Source organism: Mycobacterium zoologicum (assembly GCF_020181635.2).
Taxonomy (GTDB): Bacteria; Actinomycetota; Actinomycetes; order Mycobacteriales; family Mycobacteriaceae; genus Mycobacterium; species Mycobacterium zoologicum.
The window spans coordinates 62,473-78,778 of record NZ_JAYJJS010000018.1 but is presented as its reverse complement, the minus strand read 5'-3'; the positions used below and the strand labels follow the sequence as shown (position 1 = coordinate 78,778).

At 68.7% G+C, this 16,306-nt stretch carries 14 protein-coding genes and 2 tRNA genes; 9 read left to right on the top strand and 7 right to left on the bottom strand.

All coding sequences use genetic code 11. The annotated features are described in order from the left end of the window. Nucleotides 1-109: 109 nt before the first annotated feature. From K6T84_RS15350 to pknB, 6 genes are read left to right on the top strand one after another with little or no spacing between them, the layout of a single operon-like run. On the top strand, nt 110-577 hold the full coding sequence (locus K6T84_RS15350; protein ID WP_224863780.1) for an FHA domain-containing protein FhaB/FipA: 468 nt from the start codon (nt 110-112) through the stop codon (nt 575-577). Further along, nucleotides 574-1,962, top strand: a complete 1,389-nt coding sequence (locus K6T84_RS15345) for a PP2C family protein-serine/threonine phosphatase (RefSeq protein WP_225401045.1) — start codon at nt 574-576, stop codon at nt 1,960-1,962. Before K6T84_RS15350 ends, K6T84_RS15345 begins: the two co-directional genes overlap by 4 nt. After that, nucleotides 1,959-3,371 carry a peptidoglycan glycosyltransferase RodA gene (gene rodA / locus K6T84_RS15340; protein WP_225401044.1) on the top strand — a complete coding sequence of 471 codons (1,413 nt, stop codon included), beginning with the start codon at nt 1,959-1,961 and terminating at the stop codon, nt 3,369-3,371. The genes K6T84_RS15345 and rodA overlap by 4 nt, the downstream gene beginning before the upstream one ends. Then, the gene (pbpA, locus tag K6T84_RS15335) at nt 3,368-4,846 is read left to right on the top strand and encodes a D,D-transpeptidase PbpA (protein ID WP_225401043.1); all 1,479 of its coding nucleotides are present in this window, start codon (nt 3,368-3,370) and stop codon (nt 4,844-4,846) included. Before rodA ends, pbpA begins: the two co-directional genes overlap by 4 nt. Next, a complete protein-coding gene (locus K6T84_RS15330; RefSeq protein WP_329786705.1) occupies nt 4,843-6,066 on the top strand; it encodes a serine/threonine-protein kinase in 1,224 nt (407 codons plus the stop codon). Before pbpA ends, K6T84_RS15330 begins: the two co-directional genes overlap by 4 nt. Then, complete coding sequence (pknB, locus tag K6T84_RS15325; RefSeq protein WP_225401042.1) at nt 6,063-7,928, top strand: Stk1 family PASTA domain-containing Ser/Thr kinase; 1,866 nt, start codon at nt 6,063-6,065, stop codon at nt 7,926-7,928. Before K6T84_RS15330 ends, pknB begins: the two co-directional genes overlap by 4 nt. Here pknB and K6T84_RS15320 read toward each other — a convergent pair. Next, nucleotides 7,922-8,590, bottom strand: a complete 669-nt coding sequence (locus tag K6T84_RS15320) for an aminodeoxychorismate/anthranilate synthase component II (protein ID WP_224863775.1) — start codon at nt 8,588-8,590, stop codon at nt 7,922-7,924. The genes pknB and K6T84_RS15320 overlap by 7 nt on opposite strands. Nucleotides 8,591-8,613: 23 nt before the next feature. Further along, entirely contained in the window at nt 8,614-9,363 is a 750-nt protein-coding gene (locus tag K6T84_RS15315) for a DUF881 domain-containing protein (protein WP_224863774.1), read from the bottom strand. Between the two features lie 93 nt (nt 9,364-9,456). Between K6T84_RS15315 and crgA the strand changes: the two genes are divergently transcribed. Further along, nucleotides 9,457-9,738: a cell division protein CrgA gene (crgA, locus tag K6T84_RS15310; RefSeq protein ID WP_224863773.1), complete on the top strand. Its 282-nt coding sequence runs from the start codon at nt 9,457-9,459 to the stop codon at nt 9,736-9,738. Nucleotides 9,739-9,878: 140 nt separating this feature from the next. Beyond that, nucleotides 9,879-10,310 carry a PH domain-containing protein gene (locus K6T84_RS15305; protein WP_225401041.1) on the top strand — a complete coding sequence of 144 codons (432 nt, stop codon included), beginning with the start codon at nt 9,879-9,881 and terminating at the stop codon, nt 10,308-10,310. A 69-nt stretch (nt 10,311-10,379) separates the two neighbouring features. Here the strand turns inward: K6T84_RS15305 and K6T84_RS15300 are convergent, their stop codons facing one another. Further along, on the bottom strand, nt 10,380-10,910 hold the full coding sequence (locus K6T84_RS15300) for a peptidylprolyl isomerase (RefSeq protein WP_224863771.1): 531 nt from the start codon (nt 10,908-10,910) through the stop codon (nt 10,380-10,382). Between the two features lie 58 nt (nt 10,911-10,968). Here K6T84_RS15300 and cwsA point away from each other — a divergent pair, with 58 nt between their 5' ends. Beyond that, nucleotides 10,969-11,406 carry a cell wall synthesis protein CwsA gene (gene cwsA / locus K6T84_RS15295; protein WP_224863770.1) on the top strand — a complete coding sequence of 146 codons (438 nt, stop codon included), beginning with the start codon at nt 10,969-10,971 and terminating at the stop codon, nt 11,404-11,406. 50 nt (nt 11,407-11,456) lie between these two features. Here cwsA and K6T84_RS15290 read toward each other — a convergent pair. From K6T84_RS15290 to gyrA, 4 genes are all read right to left on the bottom strand, one after another. Further along, a tRNA-Ala gene (locus K6T84_RS15290) sits at nt 11,457-11,529 on the bottom strand. 12 nt (nt 11,530-11,541) lie between these two features. Next, nucleotides 11,542-11,615 (bottom strand) — tRNA-Ile (locus K6T84_RS15285). 85 nt (nt 11,616-11,700) lie between these two features. Then, nucleotides 11,701-12,483, bottom strand: a complete 783-nt coding sequence (locus K6T84_RS15280; RefSeq protein WP_225401040.1) for a DUF3566 domain-containing protein — start codon at nt 12,481-12,483, stop codon at nt 11,701-11,703. Between the two features lie 44 nt (nt 12,484-12,527). Beyond that, nucleotides 12,528-16,283 (bottom strand): intein-containing DNA gyrase subunit A, encoded by a 3,756-nt coding sequence (gyrA, locus tag K6T84_RS15275; RefSeq protein ID WP_225401039.1) that lies wholly within the window; start codon nt 16,281-16,283, stop codon nt 12,528-12,530. Between the last annotated feature and the right edge of the window lie 23 nt (nt 16,284-16,306).

The following is a 16,306-nucleotide window of genomic DNA, read 5'->3' as shown; positions in this document are numbered from 1 at the left end:
GGGGCCCTCCCGCTTTTCCCTACGGTCAGCCGCGTCCAAGTATCGTGACTTTGCCGAAGTGCTCCGCGTGAGCACCACATGGTCGGCGCGAAGACGGAGAGGACGCCGGATGCAGGGACTCGTGCTGCAGCTGACGCGCGCCGGTTTTTTGACGTTGCTGTGGCTGTTCATCTGGTCGGTGCTGCGCATCCTGCGCACCGACATCTACGCCCCGACCGGCGCGGTGATGGTTCGCCGCGGCCTGTCGATCCGCGGTGTTCTGCTGCCGTCGCGCGAGCAGCGCAGCACCGCGCGCCACCTGGTGGTCACCGAGGGGCCGCTCACCGGGGCCCGGATCGCGCTGAGCGACCAGCCTGTTCTGGTCGGGCGCGCCGACGACTCCACCCTGGTGCTCACCGACGACTACGCCTCCACCCGGCACGCGCGACTGTCCCAACGGGGAACGGAATGGTATGTCGAAGACCTCGGATCGACCAACGGCACCTACCTTGACAGGGTGAAGGTGACTACTGCCGTCCGAGTTCCCGTCGGAACGCCGATTCGAATCGGCAAGACCGCGATCGAGCTCCGCCGGTGAGCCTGGTCCTGCGCTACGCCGCCCGCAGCGACCGCGGACTGGTGCGCTCCAACAATGAGGACTCGGTCTACGCCGGGGCCCGGCTGCTGGCCCTGGCCGACGGCATGGGCGGGCACGCTGCCGGTGAAGTGGCGTCGCAGCTGGTGATCGCCGCGCTCGCCCACCTGGACGACGACGAGCCCGGCGGCGACCTACTGGCCAAGCTGGAATCGGCTGTGCAAGAAGGTAACTCAGCTATCGCCGCCTACGTCGAGGACCATCCGGAACTCGAAGGCATGGGCACCACGCTGACCACCATCCTGTTCGCCGCTCCGCGGCTCGGGCTGGCCCACATCGGCGACTCGCGCGGCTACCTGCTGCGCGACGGCGAGCTCACCCAGATCACCAAGGACGACACCTTCGTTCAGACCCTGGTCGATGAGGGCCGGATCACCCTGGAGGAGGCCCACAGCCATCCTCAGCGCTCGCTGATCATGCGGGCACTGACCGGCCACGAGGTGGAGCCGACGCTGATCATGCGTGAGGCGCAGGCCGGGGACCGCTACCTGCTGTGCTCCGACGGATTGAGCGACCCGGTGAGCACCGAGACCATCCACGAGGCGCTGGAGATCCCCGACGTCAACGACTGCGCGCTGCGGCTGATCGAGTTGGCGCTGCGCGGCGGCGGCCCCGACAACGTGACGGTGGTGGTCGCCGACGTCGTCGACGTCGACTACGGCCAGACCCAGCCGATCCTGGCCGGCGCGGTCTCCGACAACGCCGACGAGCACGTCGTCTCCCTCAACACGGCCGCCGGCCGCGCCTCGGCGATCTCACCGCGCAAAGCCGTCGTCAAGCGAGTGCTGCCGCAGATCGAGACCCCGGACCGGCCACCCCGGTCCCGGCGGCGGATGGTCACGGTGGCGGCGCTGCTGGTGGCGTTGCTGTTCGCCGGGCTGCTGATCGGGCGGGTGATCATCCGCACCAACTACTACGTGACGGCCTACGGCGGCACCGTGGCGATCATGCGCGGCGTGCAGGGGGCCGTCCTGGGTATGCCACTGCAGGAGCCTTACCTGCTGGGGTGTCTGGACAGCCGCGGGGCGCTGGTGCAGATCAGCTTCAGCCAGTCCGGCGACAAATTGGGCTGCCGGCTGATGACCCTGCAGGATCTGCGCCCACCCGCCCGCCAACAGGTCAGCAACGGCCTGCCCGCCGGGACCCTCGACGACGCGATCACCCAACTGCGCAACCTGGCCCGCGACTCACTGCTGCCGCCGTGCCCGGCCAAGCCGGCCACGCCGAAGACCGGCGGCGACACCGCGCCCACACCACACCTGCCCACGCTGACGAACCTGCCGCCGGCCCCGCCAGAACCGGGGACCGACTGTCGGGCGGCCTCATGACCACAGAACCGCAGCCGCCGGTGTCGCTGATCCCGGTGCTGCCGGATCGGCGCAACGCCGAACTGCTGCTGCTGTGCTTCGCGACCATGATCGTCGCCGTGGCGATCTCGATCGTCGAGGCCGGACACGAGCAGGGCCTGCGCTGGGACCTGGTCGGCTACGGGACCGCGTTTCTGGTTCTGTTCACTTTCGCCCACCTGGTGATCCGGCGCTGCGCCCGCTACGCCGACCCGCTGCTGCTGCCGGTGGTCGCGCTGCTCAACGGACTCGGGCTGGTGATGATCCACCGCATCGACCTCGGGGTCGGAGTAGACGGCGCCGACTCACGCCCGGGTGCGGGCGCCCAGATGCTGTGGACGCTGGTCGGCGTGCTGGTGTTCGCCGCGGTCCTGGAACTGCTCAAAGATCACCGCCAGCTCGCCGGCAGCGGCTACCTGTGCGGTCTGGTGGGCCTGGTATTGCTGGTGATCCCCGGTCTGCTGCCCGCGTCGATGTCCGAACAGCAGGGCGCCAAGATCTGGATTCGCCTGCCGGGCTTCTCGATTCAGCCCGCCGAGTTCTCCAAGATTCTGTTGCTGATCTTCTTCGCCGCGGTGCTGGTGGCCAAGCGTGGCGTGTTCACCAGCGCCGGCAAGCACGTACTCGGCATGAACCTGCCCCGCCCGCGGGACCTGGTCCCGCTGCTCGCGGCCTGGGTCATCGCGGTGGCGGTGATGGCCTTCGAGAAGGATCTCGGCACCTCGCTGCTGCTCTACACCTCGTTTCTGGTGGTGGTGTACCTGGCCACCCGCCGGTTCAGCTGGATGGTGATCGGCATGCTGCTGTTCGCCGCCGGCAGCACCGCGGCGTACTTCATGTTCAGCCACGTCCGGGTGCGGGTGCAGACCTGGCTGGACCCGTTCGCCGACCCCGAGGGCATCGGCTACCAGATGGTGCAGTCACTGTTCAGCTTCGCCACCGGCGGCATCTTCGGCACCGGCCTGGGCAACGGACAGCCCGGCTACGTGCCCGCGGTGTCGACGGACTTCATCATCGCCGCGTTCGGCGAGGAGCTGGGCCTGGTCGGTCTGGCCGGGGTGCTGATCCTGTACACGATCGTGATCGTGCGGGGCATGCGCACCGCGATCGCCGTGCGCGACAGCTTCGGCAAGCTGCTGGCCGCCGGTCTGGCCGCCACCCTGGGCATCCAGTTGTTCATCGTGGTCGGCGGCGTCACGAAACTGATCCCGCTGACCGGGCTGACCACCCCGTGGCTGTCCTACGGCGGGTCCTCACTGCTGGCCAACTACGTGCTGCTGGCGATCGTGCTGCGCGTCTCGCACGCCGCTCGCCGACCGCTGAGCACCCAGCCGCAGCAGCGCGCTACCTCGATCGGCGATGCCGGCACGGCGGTGATCGAGCGCATATGAATACCTCCCTGCGCCGCGTCGCGATGACGCTGATGGCGTTGATCGTGCTGCTGTTGGGCAACGCCACCCTGACCCAGGTGTTCGCCGCCGACGGCCTGCGCGCCGACCCGCGCAACCAGCGCGTGCTGCTCGACGAATACTCCCGCCAGCGCGGACAGATCACCGCCGCGGGCCAACTGCTGGCCTACTCGGTGGCCACCGACGACCGGATCAAATACCAGCGCATCTACGCCGACCCGGCCGTCTATGCCCCGATCACCGGGTTCTACTCGCTGCGCTACTCCAGCAGCGGCCTGGAGCGCGCCGAGGACAGCGTGCTCAACGGCTCCGACTCGCGGCTGTTCGGGCTGCGGCTGGCCGACTTCTTCACCGGCCGCAGCCCCCGCGGCGGCAACGTGGAGACCACCATCCGCCCCCGGGTACAGCAGGCCGGCTGGGAGGCCATGCGCAACGGCTGCTCGGGCGGCTGCCGCGGTGCGGTGGTGGCCCTGGAACCGTCCACCGGCAAGGTCTTGGCCATGGTGTCGGCACCGTCCTATGACCCCAACGAGTTGTCCTCGCACGATTCCGCCGCGCAGGGCAAGGCCTGGCAGCAGCTGCGGGACAACCCGGAATCGCCGTTGACCAACCGCGCCCTCAACGAGACCTACCCGCCCGGCTCGACGTTCAAGGTGATCACCACCGCGGCGGCGTTGCAGGCCGGCATCAGCGAGAACGAGACCCTGACCAACGCCGCGCGCATCGGGCTGCCCGACTCCAGCGTCACGCTGGAGAACTACGGCGGCAACACCTGCGACGGCCACGAGGCGACCGTTCCGCTGAAGGTGGCCTTCGCCCGGTCCTGCAACACCGCCTTCGTCCAGTTGGGTATCCGCACCGGGGCCGACGCGCTGCGCTCCACCGCCGCCGGCTTCGGTCTGGACCTGCCCCCCGAGCCGATCCCGCTGCAGGCGGCCGAGTCGACGATCGGCCCGATCCGCGACGCCGCGGCACTGGGCATGACCAGCATCGGCCAGAAGGACGTGGCGGTCACGCCTTTGAAGAACGCCGTCATCGCCGCGACCATCGCCAACGGCGGCCTGACCATGGCGCCCTACCTGGTCGACGGGCTGGAAGGACCGGATCTGGCCGGGATCGCGACCACCCAGCCGCGCGAACAGCGCCGTGCGGTGTCCTCGCAGGTCGCGGCTAAGCTGACTGAACTGATGATCGACGCCGAAAGAGTGACCCAGCAGGAGGGGGCCATCCCGGGCGTACAGATCGCGTCGAAGACCGGTACCGCCGAACACGGTCCCGATCCGCGGCACACGCCGCCGCACGCGTGGTACATCGCCTTCGCCCCGGCCAGCGCCCCCAAGGTGGCCGTTGCCGTCGTGGTCGAAGACGGCGGCGACCGCCTGTCGGCGACCGGCGGCGCCCTGGCGGCCCCGATCGGCCGGGCCGTCATCGAAGCAGCACTACAGGGGCGATCATGAGTCCGCAGGTCGGGGCGGCGCTCGCCGGGCGGTACCGCTTGCAGCGGTTGATCGCCACCGGCGGCATGGGCCAGGTGTGGGAAGCCGTCGACAACCGGCTGGGCCGCCGTGTCGCGGTCAAGGTGCTCAAGCCCGAGTTCTCCTCCGACCCCGAGTTCATCGAGCGGTTCCGCGCCGAGGCACGCAACACCGCCATGCTCAACCACCCGGGCATCGCCAGCGTGCACGACTACGGCGAGACCGAGCTCGACGGCGAGGGCCGCACCGCGTTCCTGGTGATGGAGCTGGTCAACGGTGAGCCGTTGAACTCGGTCCTCAAACGCACCGGGCGACTGTCGCTGCGGCACGCCCTGGACATGCTGGAGCAGACCGGCCGCGCCCTGCAGGTGGCACACAGCACCGGGCTGGTGCACCGCGACGTCAAACCGGGCAACATCATGATCACGCCCACCGGCCAGGTGAAGATCACCGACTTCGGTATCGCCAAGGCCGTCGACGCCGCCCCGGTCACCCAGACCGGCATGGTGATGGGCACCGCCCAGTACATCGCCCCGGAGCAGGCCCTGGGCCAGGACGCCACTGCCGCCAGCGACGTGTACTCGCTGGGCGTGGTGGGCTACGAGGTGCTGTCCGGGCGCCGCCCGTTCACCGGTGACGGGGCGCTGACCGTGGCGATGAAGCACATCAAGGAGCCGCCTCCGCCCCTGCCGGCGGAGTTGCCGCCCAACGTGCGTGAGCTCATCGAGATCACCCTGGCCAAGAACCCGGGCTCCCGGTACCGCAGCGGCGGCCCGTTCGCCGACGCAGTCGCCGCGGTGCGCTCCGGCCGCCGTCCCACCCGGCCCGGCCAGGCCCTTCCGGCCGGACGAGCCGCACCGTCGTCGATCCCGTCGGGTCAGGTGACCCGCGCGGTGGCGCCGGTGTCAGCACGGCAGACCGCGGCGCGGCGCGCCCGGCCGGCCACCGGCAGCCACCGCCCGCCGGAGCCGCGGCGCACCTTCACCGCCGGTCAGCGCGCGTTGCTGTGGGCGGCCGGCGTGCTGGGCACGCTGGCGATCATCATCGCGGTGATGCTGGTGGCGTTCAACAAGAACCAGCCCGGGACCTCGGGCACGGAACAGACCGTCATCGAGAAGGTCTCTCCGCCGAGCTCCGAGTCGCACCCGGACAGCACCCCGGCACACCCCACCGGCTGGACCCGGACCGGGACGTCACCGTGACCACCCCGCAGCGCCTCTCCGACCGCTACGAGCTCGGCGAGATCATCGGCTTCGGCGGCATGTCCGAGGTGCATCGGGCCCTCGACACCCGGTTGCACCGCGAAGTGGCCGTCAAGGTGCTGCGCGCCGACCTGGCCCGCGATCCCAGCTTCTACCTGAGGTTCCGGCGCGAGGCGCAGAACGCGGCCGCGCTCAACCACCCGGCGATCGTCGCGGTCTATGACACCGGCGAAGCCGAGACCGCGGCCGGTCCGCTGCCCTACATCGTGATGGAGCTCGTCGAGGGCGAGACGCTGCGCGACATCGTGCACAACGACGGCCCGATGTCGCCCACCCGCGCCATCGAGGTGATCGCCGACGCGTGCCAGGCGCTGAACTTCAGCCACCAGCACGGCATCGTGCACCGCGACGTCAAGCCGGCCAACATCATGATCGACCAGACCAACGCGGTGAAGGTGATGGACTTCGGCATCGCCCGCGCCGTCGCCGACGCCGGCAACAGCGTCACCCAGACCGCGGCGGTGATCGGCACCGCCCAGTACCTGTCGCCGGAGCAGGCCCGCGGCGACACCGTCGACGCCCGCTCCGATGTGTACTCGCTGGGTTGCGTGCTCTATGAAATCCTCACCGGTGACCCACCTTTCGTGGGCGACTCCCCGGTGGCGGTGGCCTATCAGCACGTCCGCGAAGACCCGGTGCCGCCGTCGCAGCGCCGCCCGGACCTGCCTGCCGATCTGGACGCCGTGGTGCTCAAGGCGCTGACGAAGAACCCGGACAACCGCTATCAGACCGCCGCAGAGATGCGTGCCGATCTGGTGCGGGTGCACAACGGGGAGCGGCCGGAGGCACCCCGGGTGCTCACCGAGGCCGACCGCGTCAGCCTGATGGCGCGCGACGGCAGCGGTCAGCAGACCGATCCGCTGCCGCGCCAGCAACTGGACTTCACCCCGGAACGCCCGGGTTCGGTGGGCCGGTGGCTGATCGCCGCGATCGTGCTGGCCGTGCTGACCGTGATGGTGACGGTGTCGATCAACAACTTCGGTGGCCGCACCCACCAGATTCAGATTCCCGACGTGCACGGGCGTGCGTCGTTCGACGCGATCGCCGAACTGCAGAACAAGGGTTTCAAGACCCGCACCGAGCAGCGCGCCGACTCCGAGGTCCCACCGGACCACGTGATCAGCACCGAACCGCCGGCCGGCTCCCCGGCGAACAAGGGCGACAAGATCACCGTCAACGTGTCCTACGGGCCCGAGCAGCGCCAACTGCCCGACGTCGCGGCCCTGAGCTACGCCGACGCGGTCAAGAAACTGACCGCCGCCGGGTTCGGCAAGTTCAAGCAGGTCGATGCACCGTCGAGTCCCGAGCTGAAGGACAAGGTGCTCGGCACCAATCCGCCGGCTAACCAGACCACCGCGATCACCAACGAGATCGTGATCACGATCGGCACCGGCCCGGCCACCAAGCAGGTGCCCGACGTCACCGGTCAGACGTTTGAGCTCGCGAGTAAGAACCTGACCGTCTACGGCTTCACCAAGATCACCGAGGTGACGGCCGACAGCCCACGACCGGCCGGCGAGGTGATCGCCACCAGCCCGCCGTCCGGGGAGACCGCGCCGGTCGACGGAGTGATCGAGCTGCGGGTGTCACGGGGCAACCAATTCGTGATGCCGGATCTGAGCGGAATGTTCTGGGCCGACGCCGAGCCGGCGCTGCGGGCACTGGGCTGGACCGGGGTGCTGGTCAAAGGCGCCGACGTCGACGCCGGCGGCTCGGGGCACAACCGGGTGCTCTATCAGACCCCGGCGGCCGGCCAGGGCGTCAACACCGACGGCAACATCACCCTGCGCTTCGGTCAGTGAGTCGGGGCCGCTTCCCGGGCGGACTGCACGGTGGCCGCGATCTCCTCTTCGAGCCGGCGCACCAGGGCGTCGTCGCAGGGTTGGCCGCAGTAGCCCAGCCAGTTGGCCAGCATTCGGTGGCCGCCCTCGGTGAGGATGGACTCCGGGTGGAACTGCACCCCGTGAATCGGCAGCTCGGTGTGCTGCACGCCCATGATCACCCCGCCGCGGGTGCGCGCGGTGACCTGCAGCTCGGCGGGCATGGTCTCGGGAAGGATCGTCAGCGAGTGGTACCGGGTGGCGGTGAACGGATCCGGCAGGCCCTTGAGCACCCCGGCGTCGGTGTGGAAGACGGTGCTGGTCTTGCCATGCAGCAGCTCCGGCGCCCGGCCCACGGTGCCGCCGAATGCGACGCCGATGGCCTGGTGGCCCAGGCACACGCCCAGCACCGGGATCCGCGCGGCCGCGCACGCGCCGACCAGGGCGATCGACGCGCCGGCGCGTTCCGGGGTTCCGGGCCCCGGGCTCAGCAGCACCCCGTCGAAGTCCGCCACGGCCGCGGCCGGGTCGGCCAGCCGCTCGTCGTCGTTGCGCCAGACATCCGCCTTGACACCCAACTGGCCCAGGTACTGCACCAGGTTGAACACAAAGCTGTCGTAGTTGTCGACGACCAGGATCCGCACGTCTGACAGGCTACCGCCGGCGGTCAGTAGTCGACCGGGCCGGCCGGGACGGCGTAGCGCATCTTGGCCGGACCCGGCGTCTCGGTGACCTGCAGATCGGTGCCGGCCTGCTCGCTGTAACCCAGGCCGAACCGGATCACGTACTGCTTGTACAGCGTGACCAGCGGGGCGGCGGCCAGCGCGGCCTGCATGGCCTCCGGGTCGCCGATCGCGGTGACGATATACGGAGGGCTGTAGGTGCGCCCGCCCAGCAGCAGGGTGTTGCCCACACAGCGCGGCGCCGACGACGCGGTGATCCGCTGGTCCTGCATCTGGACGGCTTCGGCGCCGGCGCTCCACACCGCGTTGAGCACCGCGGAGATGTCCTGCTGGTGCACCACCAGGTCATCGGGGGAGGCGTCCCGCGGGAACCGGCCGTTGGCGTCGCGTTGGGCGTCGGTCAGCGTCACCACCAGGCCGGGCCCGTGCATGGCCGCCAGGCCGGCCGCGTCGGCGAGCTGATCGGTGCGCTGGCGCATCGCCTGCAGCGCCCTGCCGGCGCCGCGGCCGTGCACCGCGTCGACGGCGGCTGCCAGGGTGTCGCGCCTGGTGGTGAGGTCCTCCACGCTGGCCTGGGTGGAGCGGACCAGGTCGACCAGGCGGGGCGCGTCGCCGCGGCGGATCTCCCGGCCGCCGGACACCGTGTGCGTGGCGGCCAGCAGCAGGCCGGCCAGCAGACACACCAGCGGGACGCCGAACCGCCAGGGGGAGGGGCGGCGCCGGTCGTGCTCCATCGGCTCTCCAATTCTCCTGTGCGCACCCGGCTGGGTTAATCTCGTACCCGACCCATCCTCGCAGCTTCACTGCCGCACTGTCCCGAGGTACCGATGCCCAAGTCGAAGGTTCGCAAGAAGACCAGCTTCACCCCGTCGTCGGTGAGCCGTACCCCGGTCAAGGTCAAGGGTGGGCCGTCGAGCACCTGGTTCATCGCCCTGTTCCTGGGCCTGATGCTCTTCGGGCTGATGTGGTTGATGGTGTACCAGCTGGCAGCCACCGGCCTGGACACCCCCGCGGCGCTGACTTGGATGAGCGAGCTGGGTCCGTGGAACTACGCCATCGCGTTTGCCTTCATGATCAGCGGCCTGTTGCTCACCATGCGCTGGCGCTGAGCCGTCGCGGGCCCGGATTTCGGTTATGTCGCTCTGTCCACGATGCCAGCTGACGAACCAAGCGATTGCTCAATCACATCGATGTGATTCATCCCCATTGTGGACAACGCCTGTAGATAACCCCGAAGTCGCAGGTCGAATTGCCTGAGAACTCGTCCGCGCAACAACAGTGGTCGCCGCCCACAGGTGGCATCATCGGTTGCGCGATCGGCGGCGCCGTGTTAGCTGTGGTCGCTGTGACGCTCGCCACAGATGGGGCCAGCACGCTGGTGGCAGGCCTTGCCGGGGTCGGCTTGCTGGTGTTTGCCAGCTTCTCGTGGCGAGCCCGGCCGAAGCTCGCCCTGACACCCGACGGCCTGGCCGTGCGGGGCTGGTGGCGGACCCGGCTGCTGACCCGGGACGCGCTAGCGCGGGTCCGGGTCACCGACTTCCAACGCATCGGCCGCACCCATCGGCTGCTGGAGATCGAGACCAGCGACGACGCCCTGGTGATCCTGTCGCGATGGGATCTGGGCGCCGATCCACGCGAGGTGTTCGACACGTTGGCAGCGGCCGGCTACACCGGCCGCTGAGCCCGGCGGTTCAGCGAGCCTCGACGTAGGAGAGGCGAAACTGGGACCGCCGCATGAACCCGGCGGGTTCTAGGAGATCGTGATCGACTCGATCACGACCGGCTCGGTCGGCCGGTCGCCGCGGTCGGTGGAGGTGGTCGCGATGGCGTCGACGACGCGCTGCGAGTCCGGGTCCACAACCTCACCGAAGATGGTGTGCTTGCGGTTCAGGTGCGGAGTCGCACCGACGGTGACGAAGAACTGCGAACCGTTGGTGCCGGGGCCGGCGTTGGCCATCGCCAACAGGTAGGGCTTGTCGAACACCAGCTCGGGGTGGAACTCGTCCTCGAACTTGTAGCCGGGGCCACCGCGGCCGGTGCCGGTCGGGTCACCACCCTGGATCATGAAGCCGCTGATCACCCGGTGGAACACCGCGCCGTCGTAGAACGGGCCCGATGAGCCGCCGGAGGCGTTAGCGGTCGAATAGTCCTTGGTGCCCTGCGCCAGACCGACGAAGTTGCCGACGGTCTTGGGGGCGTGGTTGCCGAACAGCGCGATCTTGATGTCGCCGCGGTTGGTGTGCAGGGTTGCGGTTGCGGTGGCGATTGAGCTGGTGGTCATGGGATGACAGTGTGCCAAACACGTCGCGGTGGGCTGCGTCACGGGTAGCGTTGCAGCCATGCCGCTGGCCACCGATGCACCTCTGACCCACCGGGAACGCCTGACCCGAGGGCTGGCGTACTCCGCGGCGGGGCCGGTGGACGTGGCGCGCGGCGCGGCCGGTCTCGGTGGGGCAGCGGTGTATCGGGGCGCGGCGCAGGTGTACGCCGGCGCCGCCGAACTGCGCCGGCGCTACCGCGAGAGCCGGCTGGCGCGCCAGCTGGCCGAAGCCGCCTCCGGGACCCTGGCCGCCGCCGAAGAGGCGCTCGCCGGTCTGCCCGAGCTGCTCGAGGAACCGCCGTCACGCCGCCGTCTGCACCGGGGTTGGGTCATCGCGGGTGCCGTCGTCGCGGCGGTAACGGTGGGTGGAGTCGCCGCGGTGCTGATCCGCCGGTCGAGTCAATCCGAGGAGACCTCACCGCGCCCACCGAGCGTGGACGCGCAGCCCAAGATTTAGGGGCCTTGTAGGGGTGAGACGCCGTCATAGCCGGCCGCCGAACTAACTTGTGGAGCCTAGGAGATTCGAACTCCTGACATCTGCCTTGCAAAGGCAGCGCTCTACCAACTGAGCTAAGGCCCCTGGTGGGACTCGTGGGCCTAGGAGGACTCGAACCTCCGACCTCTTCGTTATCAGCGAAGCGCTCTAACCGCCTGAGCTATAGGCCCTTAGTCATCTACGACCGAGCGAGATTACCGCACCGGCCGCCCCCCGACCAAAATGCACCCAAAACGCGCTGGGACGACCACCCGGTCAGTCCAGGTCCGCCAGCGTCACCTCGACACCGCCGACGACGTCGGTGCTCAGGTTGTAGATCACCACCCCCAGCGTGGCCATCGCGGTCAGCACCACGATGTTGACCAGACCTATCAGGGCGGCCGCACCGAAGATTGAGCTGCCTGAAACCAGTTCTGCGGCACTGTTATTCGTCAGCAGGTCACCGACGTTGCTGTTCAATTTGCTCCACACGCCCATCGCGCCCAGCATCACGTAAAGCACGGCGACGGCGATCATCCAGACGAAGAACAGCGCCGTCGAGAGCAGCAGCGAGACCTTCAGCGCGCTCCACGGATCGATCCGGCGGATCTGCATGGTGGCTCGCACCGGCCCGCGTGGCCCGGCCGTCACCTGCGGCCGCCGGACCGGAGCTCGCCGCTTGGCCGACTCGGACAGGTCCGGCAGCTCGCTACCGTAGGCGTCCTCAGCGGCCGGCTTCGGCGCGGGTGCCGGCGGTGAAGCCGGCGCCGCCGCTGGTGCGGCGACCGGAGCGGCCGGGGCGGTGGCGGGTTTGGCCGGCGCCGGGGCGGTGGCGGGTTTGGCCGGCGCCGGGGCGGGGGGCTGCCCAGCCGGGGCGCTCGGTGCGTCGCCGCCGGACACGAAGCGGCGAAGCCGCTCGTCCACCCCTGGGGAGTGGCCCGGCTGATTCGGCCCCGATGGGCGGGCCTGGCCGGCACGCTGCCAGGGGGGCGCCGCGCCCGGCGTCTCCCTCTTGGCCGGACCATTGCCCGGGTGCCCCGGCTCCTTCGGTGCGCTCACCCACGGCTCCTTACCTGTGTGTCCGGACCGGTCTCGGGCCGAATTCAGCTACCCGCGTCCTCGTCGGCCGCCTCTTCGTCGGCATTACGGGCAATGGCTATCAGTGTGTCGCCCTCGCCCAAGTTCATCAACCGAACGCCCTTGGTCTGCCGGCCGGCCTTGCGAACCTGCCGTGCCGCGGTGCGGATGACCCCGCCGCCGGACGTGATCGCGTACAGCTCGCTGTCTTCGTCGACGATCAGCGCCCCGACCAGGCTGCCACGCTTCGGGTCGTACTGGATGGTCAGAATGCCCTTGCCGCCCCGGCCCTGCGCGGTGTACTCCTCGATTGCCGTCCGCTTGGCGTAACCGCCGGCGGTGGCGACCAGCAGGTAGGTGCCTTCGCTGACCACGTTGAGCGACAACAGCCGGTCGTCGGCGTTGAAGCGCATGCCCTGGACGCCGGAGGTGGCCCGGCCCATCGGCCGCAGCGCCTCGTCGGTCGCCGAGAACCGGATGGATTGGCCGTTGGCCGACACCAGCAGCAGGTCTTCCTCGGACGAGCACAGCACCGCACCGACGAGTTCGTCGGAGTCGCGCAGGTTGATCGCAACGATGCCGCCGGAGCGGTTGGAGTCGAAATCGGTCAGCTTGGACTTCTTGACCAGACCGTTGCGGGTGGCCAGCACCAGATACGGCGCGTCCTCGTAGCTCTTGATCTGGATGACCTGGGCGATGCGCTCCTCGGGCTGGAAGGCCAGCAGGTTCGCCACGTGCTGGCCGCGCGCGGTGCGCAGTGCCTCCGGCAGGTCATAGGCCTTGGCCCGATACACCCGGCCCTGGGTGGTGAAGAACAGGATCCAGTCGTGAGTAGAGCACACGAAGAAGTGCGCCACGATGTCGTCCTGCTTGAGGCCGGCGCCCTGCACGCCCTTGCCGCCGCGCTTCTGGCTGCGGTAGAGGTCGGTCTTGGTGCGTTTGGCGTAGCCGGTCTCGGTGATGGTCACCACGACGTCTTCGCGGGCGATCAGGTCCTCATCGGCGACGTCGCCGTCGGCGGCGATGATCCGGGTGCGCCGATCGTCACCGTACTTCTCGACGATCTCGGCGAGCTCGTCCTTGACGATCCCGCGCTGCCGGTCCGGCTTGGCCAGAATGTCTTCCAGATCGGCGATCTCGGCTTCGATCTTGGCCAGGTCGTCGATGATCTTCTGGCGTTCCAGGGCAGCCAGCCGGCGCAGCTGCATGTCCAGGATCGCCTGTGCCTGAATGTCATCGATGTCGAGCAGGTCGATCAGGCCCGCCCGGGCGACATCGACGGTCTCCGAGGCCCGGATCAGCGCGATGACCTCGTCGAGGGCGTCGAGCGCCTTGACCAGACCGCGCAGGATGTGCGCCCGCTCGTTGGCCTTGCGCAGCCGATAGGTGGTGCGCCGCACGATCACGTCGAGCTGATGCGCCACGTAGTAGCGGATCATCTGATCCAGCCGCAGAGTGCGCGGCACCCCGTCGACGATCGACAGCATGTTGGCGCCGAAGCTGGTCTGCAGCTGGGTGTGCTTGTAGAGGTTGTTCAGCACCACCTTGGCCACCGCGTCGCGCTTGACCTCCACGACGATCCGCAGGCCCACACGGTCGCTGCTCTGGTCCTCGATGTTGGCTATTCCCACCAACTTTCCGTCGCGCACCTGCTCGGCGATCGAAGTGATGAAGTTGTCGTGGTTCACCTGGTACGGCAGCTCGGTGATGACCAGCAGGGCCCGCCCGCGCGCGTCCTCCTCGATCTCGACCACGCCGCGCATCCGGATCGAGCCGCGCCCGGTCCGGTAGGCGTCACCGATGCCCTGCGAGCCGACGATCAGCCCGGAGGTGGGGAAGTCGGGGCCCTTGACCCGCTCCATCACCGCTTCCAGGGTGGCCTCTTCGTCGGCCTCGTGGTTGTCCAGGCACCAGAACACCGCCTCGGCGAGTTCGCGCAGGTTGTGCGGCGGGATGTTGGTCGCCATACCGACCGCGATACCGCCGGAGCCGTTGGCCAGCAGGTTGGGGAACCGGCTCGGCAGCACCGTCGGCTCTTGCACCCGGCCGTCGTAGTTCGGGATGAAATCGACTGTCTCCTCATCGATTTCGCGCAGCATCTCCATAGCCAGGGGAGTGAGACGGGCCTCGGTGTTGTGGCTGACGAACCCGTTGGTGATGAACGCGTGGTCCTCGGTGTCCACCCGCAGGCTGTAGACGGGCTGCGTGCCGGCTGCGGTGACCGACTCGACCTCGGCGTAGTAGAACCGGCCGTCGGTGAGGTCGGTGGCGATTGCGCGGACGTCGGGGTCGGCGATGCGGCCCAGGATCTCCGCCCCGTCTCGACGCCAACGCGAGAGTCGATCGACGTTGTGCCTGCGCAGCCAGTTCTCGTCGACCCGGCCACTGCCGCAATGGTCCCGGATGAACGTTCCCAATCCTGGAACGTGATCGCTGTCCATGCCGGCGCTGGGCGGCAATGTCGAAAGGATCCCGACCAGCTTCTCCTGTTTGGCACCGCCGAAGCCGATCTGGTTCGCGAACAGATCGGCCTGGCTGCGGTTGGTGATGACGACTTTGTGCTCACCGGTGGCGTGCCGATACCGCTTCGACACCACGCCGAGCTCCAGCAGCATCTGCTGCACGTCGCGGGCCAAGCGCTTGCTGCGCGTGGAATACGAGACCTGAATCGAGTTGCGGGGCAAGGCTGAGCAAGATCCGTCGCCCTCGAACAAAGCCTGGAGGAAGGCTCGCTTGACCGCGGCTGGGGCCTGCCAGATCCAGTCTGGGATGGACTTGTCCGCGGACCGCTGACCGATGAGGTCCGCCAGTCGGGAGCGTTTGAGGGCCTCGAGGTTCTGGATGTCGAGTTCATGCAGCAGCGACCCGGACTTGATGACCCGCCGCGATACATATCGCGTACCACCCACCACCGCGTCGTAGGCGGCGAGGACCATGTTGAAGTAATCGACGTCGAGGTTGTTGAAGCCTGCACGATTCTTGGAGATAAAGCCTTCGCTGACGAACGCGCCCGCCAAAAGGGCTTCCATCGTTGCGCGCCATTCCGCCGGTCCGAACTCCGTCGGCTGTGTGCGTTGCAGCGCAACATGATCGCCCGGGCCGATCTCCTCGATCAGCTTCCACAGCAGCGTCGGTACCCCGGCGACGTTCACCAGGCACAGCAACGGGTGGTTCGCCGTGCCGGTGACTTCGTAGCCCTCGGCAGTTCGCACCGTGTATGTCTCATGGTCCCCGGAGTGGAACAGCCGGTCGGCGACAACCGGATTGCCGTGCCGGTCAAGAACTTTCAACTCGACGACGCTGTCGGAGTTGGGCCGAGCGCCCGCGGCCACGTCGGCGATTCGCACGGACTGCCCGAAGGGCAACCGCACCAGCGAATCACCGGTGACGCAATAACGCATCGCCGCCGCGGGGTCGTTGCCCGGCGAGCCGAAGTTGCCCTGGCCGTCGACCAGCGGGTAGCGCAGCGACCACGGCTGGGCCATCCGGACCAGGGTGTCGTAGATCGAGGCGTCGCCGTGCGGGTGGTAGTTACCCATCGTCTCGGCAACCGAGCGCGCGGATTTCGCGTGGCTGCGGTCCGGGCGGAAACCGGAGTCGTACATCGCGTAGAGGACCCGGCGGTGCACCGGCTTGAGGCCGTCACGCACCTCGGGCAGTGCGCGGCCGACGATGACGCTCATCGCGTAATCGATGTAGCTGCGCTGCATCTCCTGCTGGATGTCGACCGGTTCGATCCGGTCTACCGAGTCGTCTCCGGGCGGCAACGTGGTGTCTGTCATCTATTCCTCGTTCGTATCAGCAG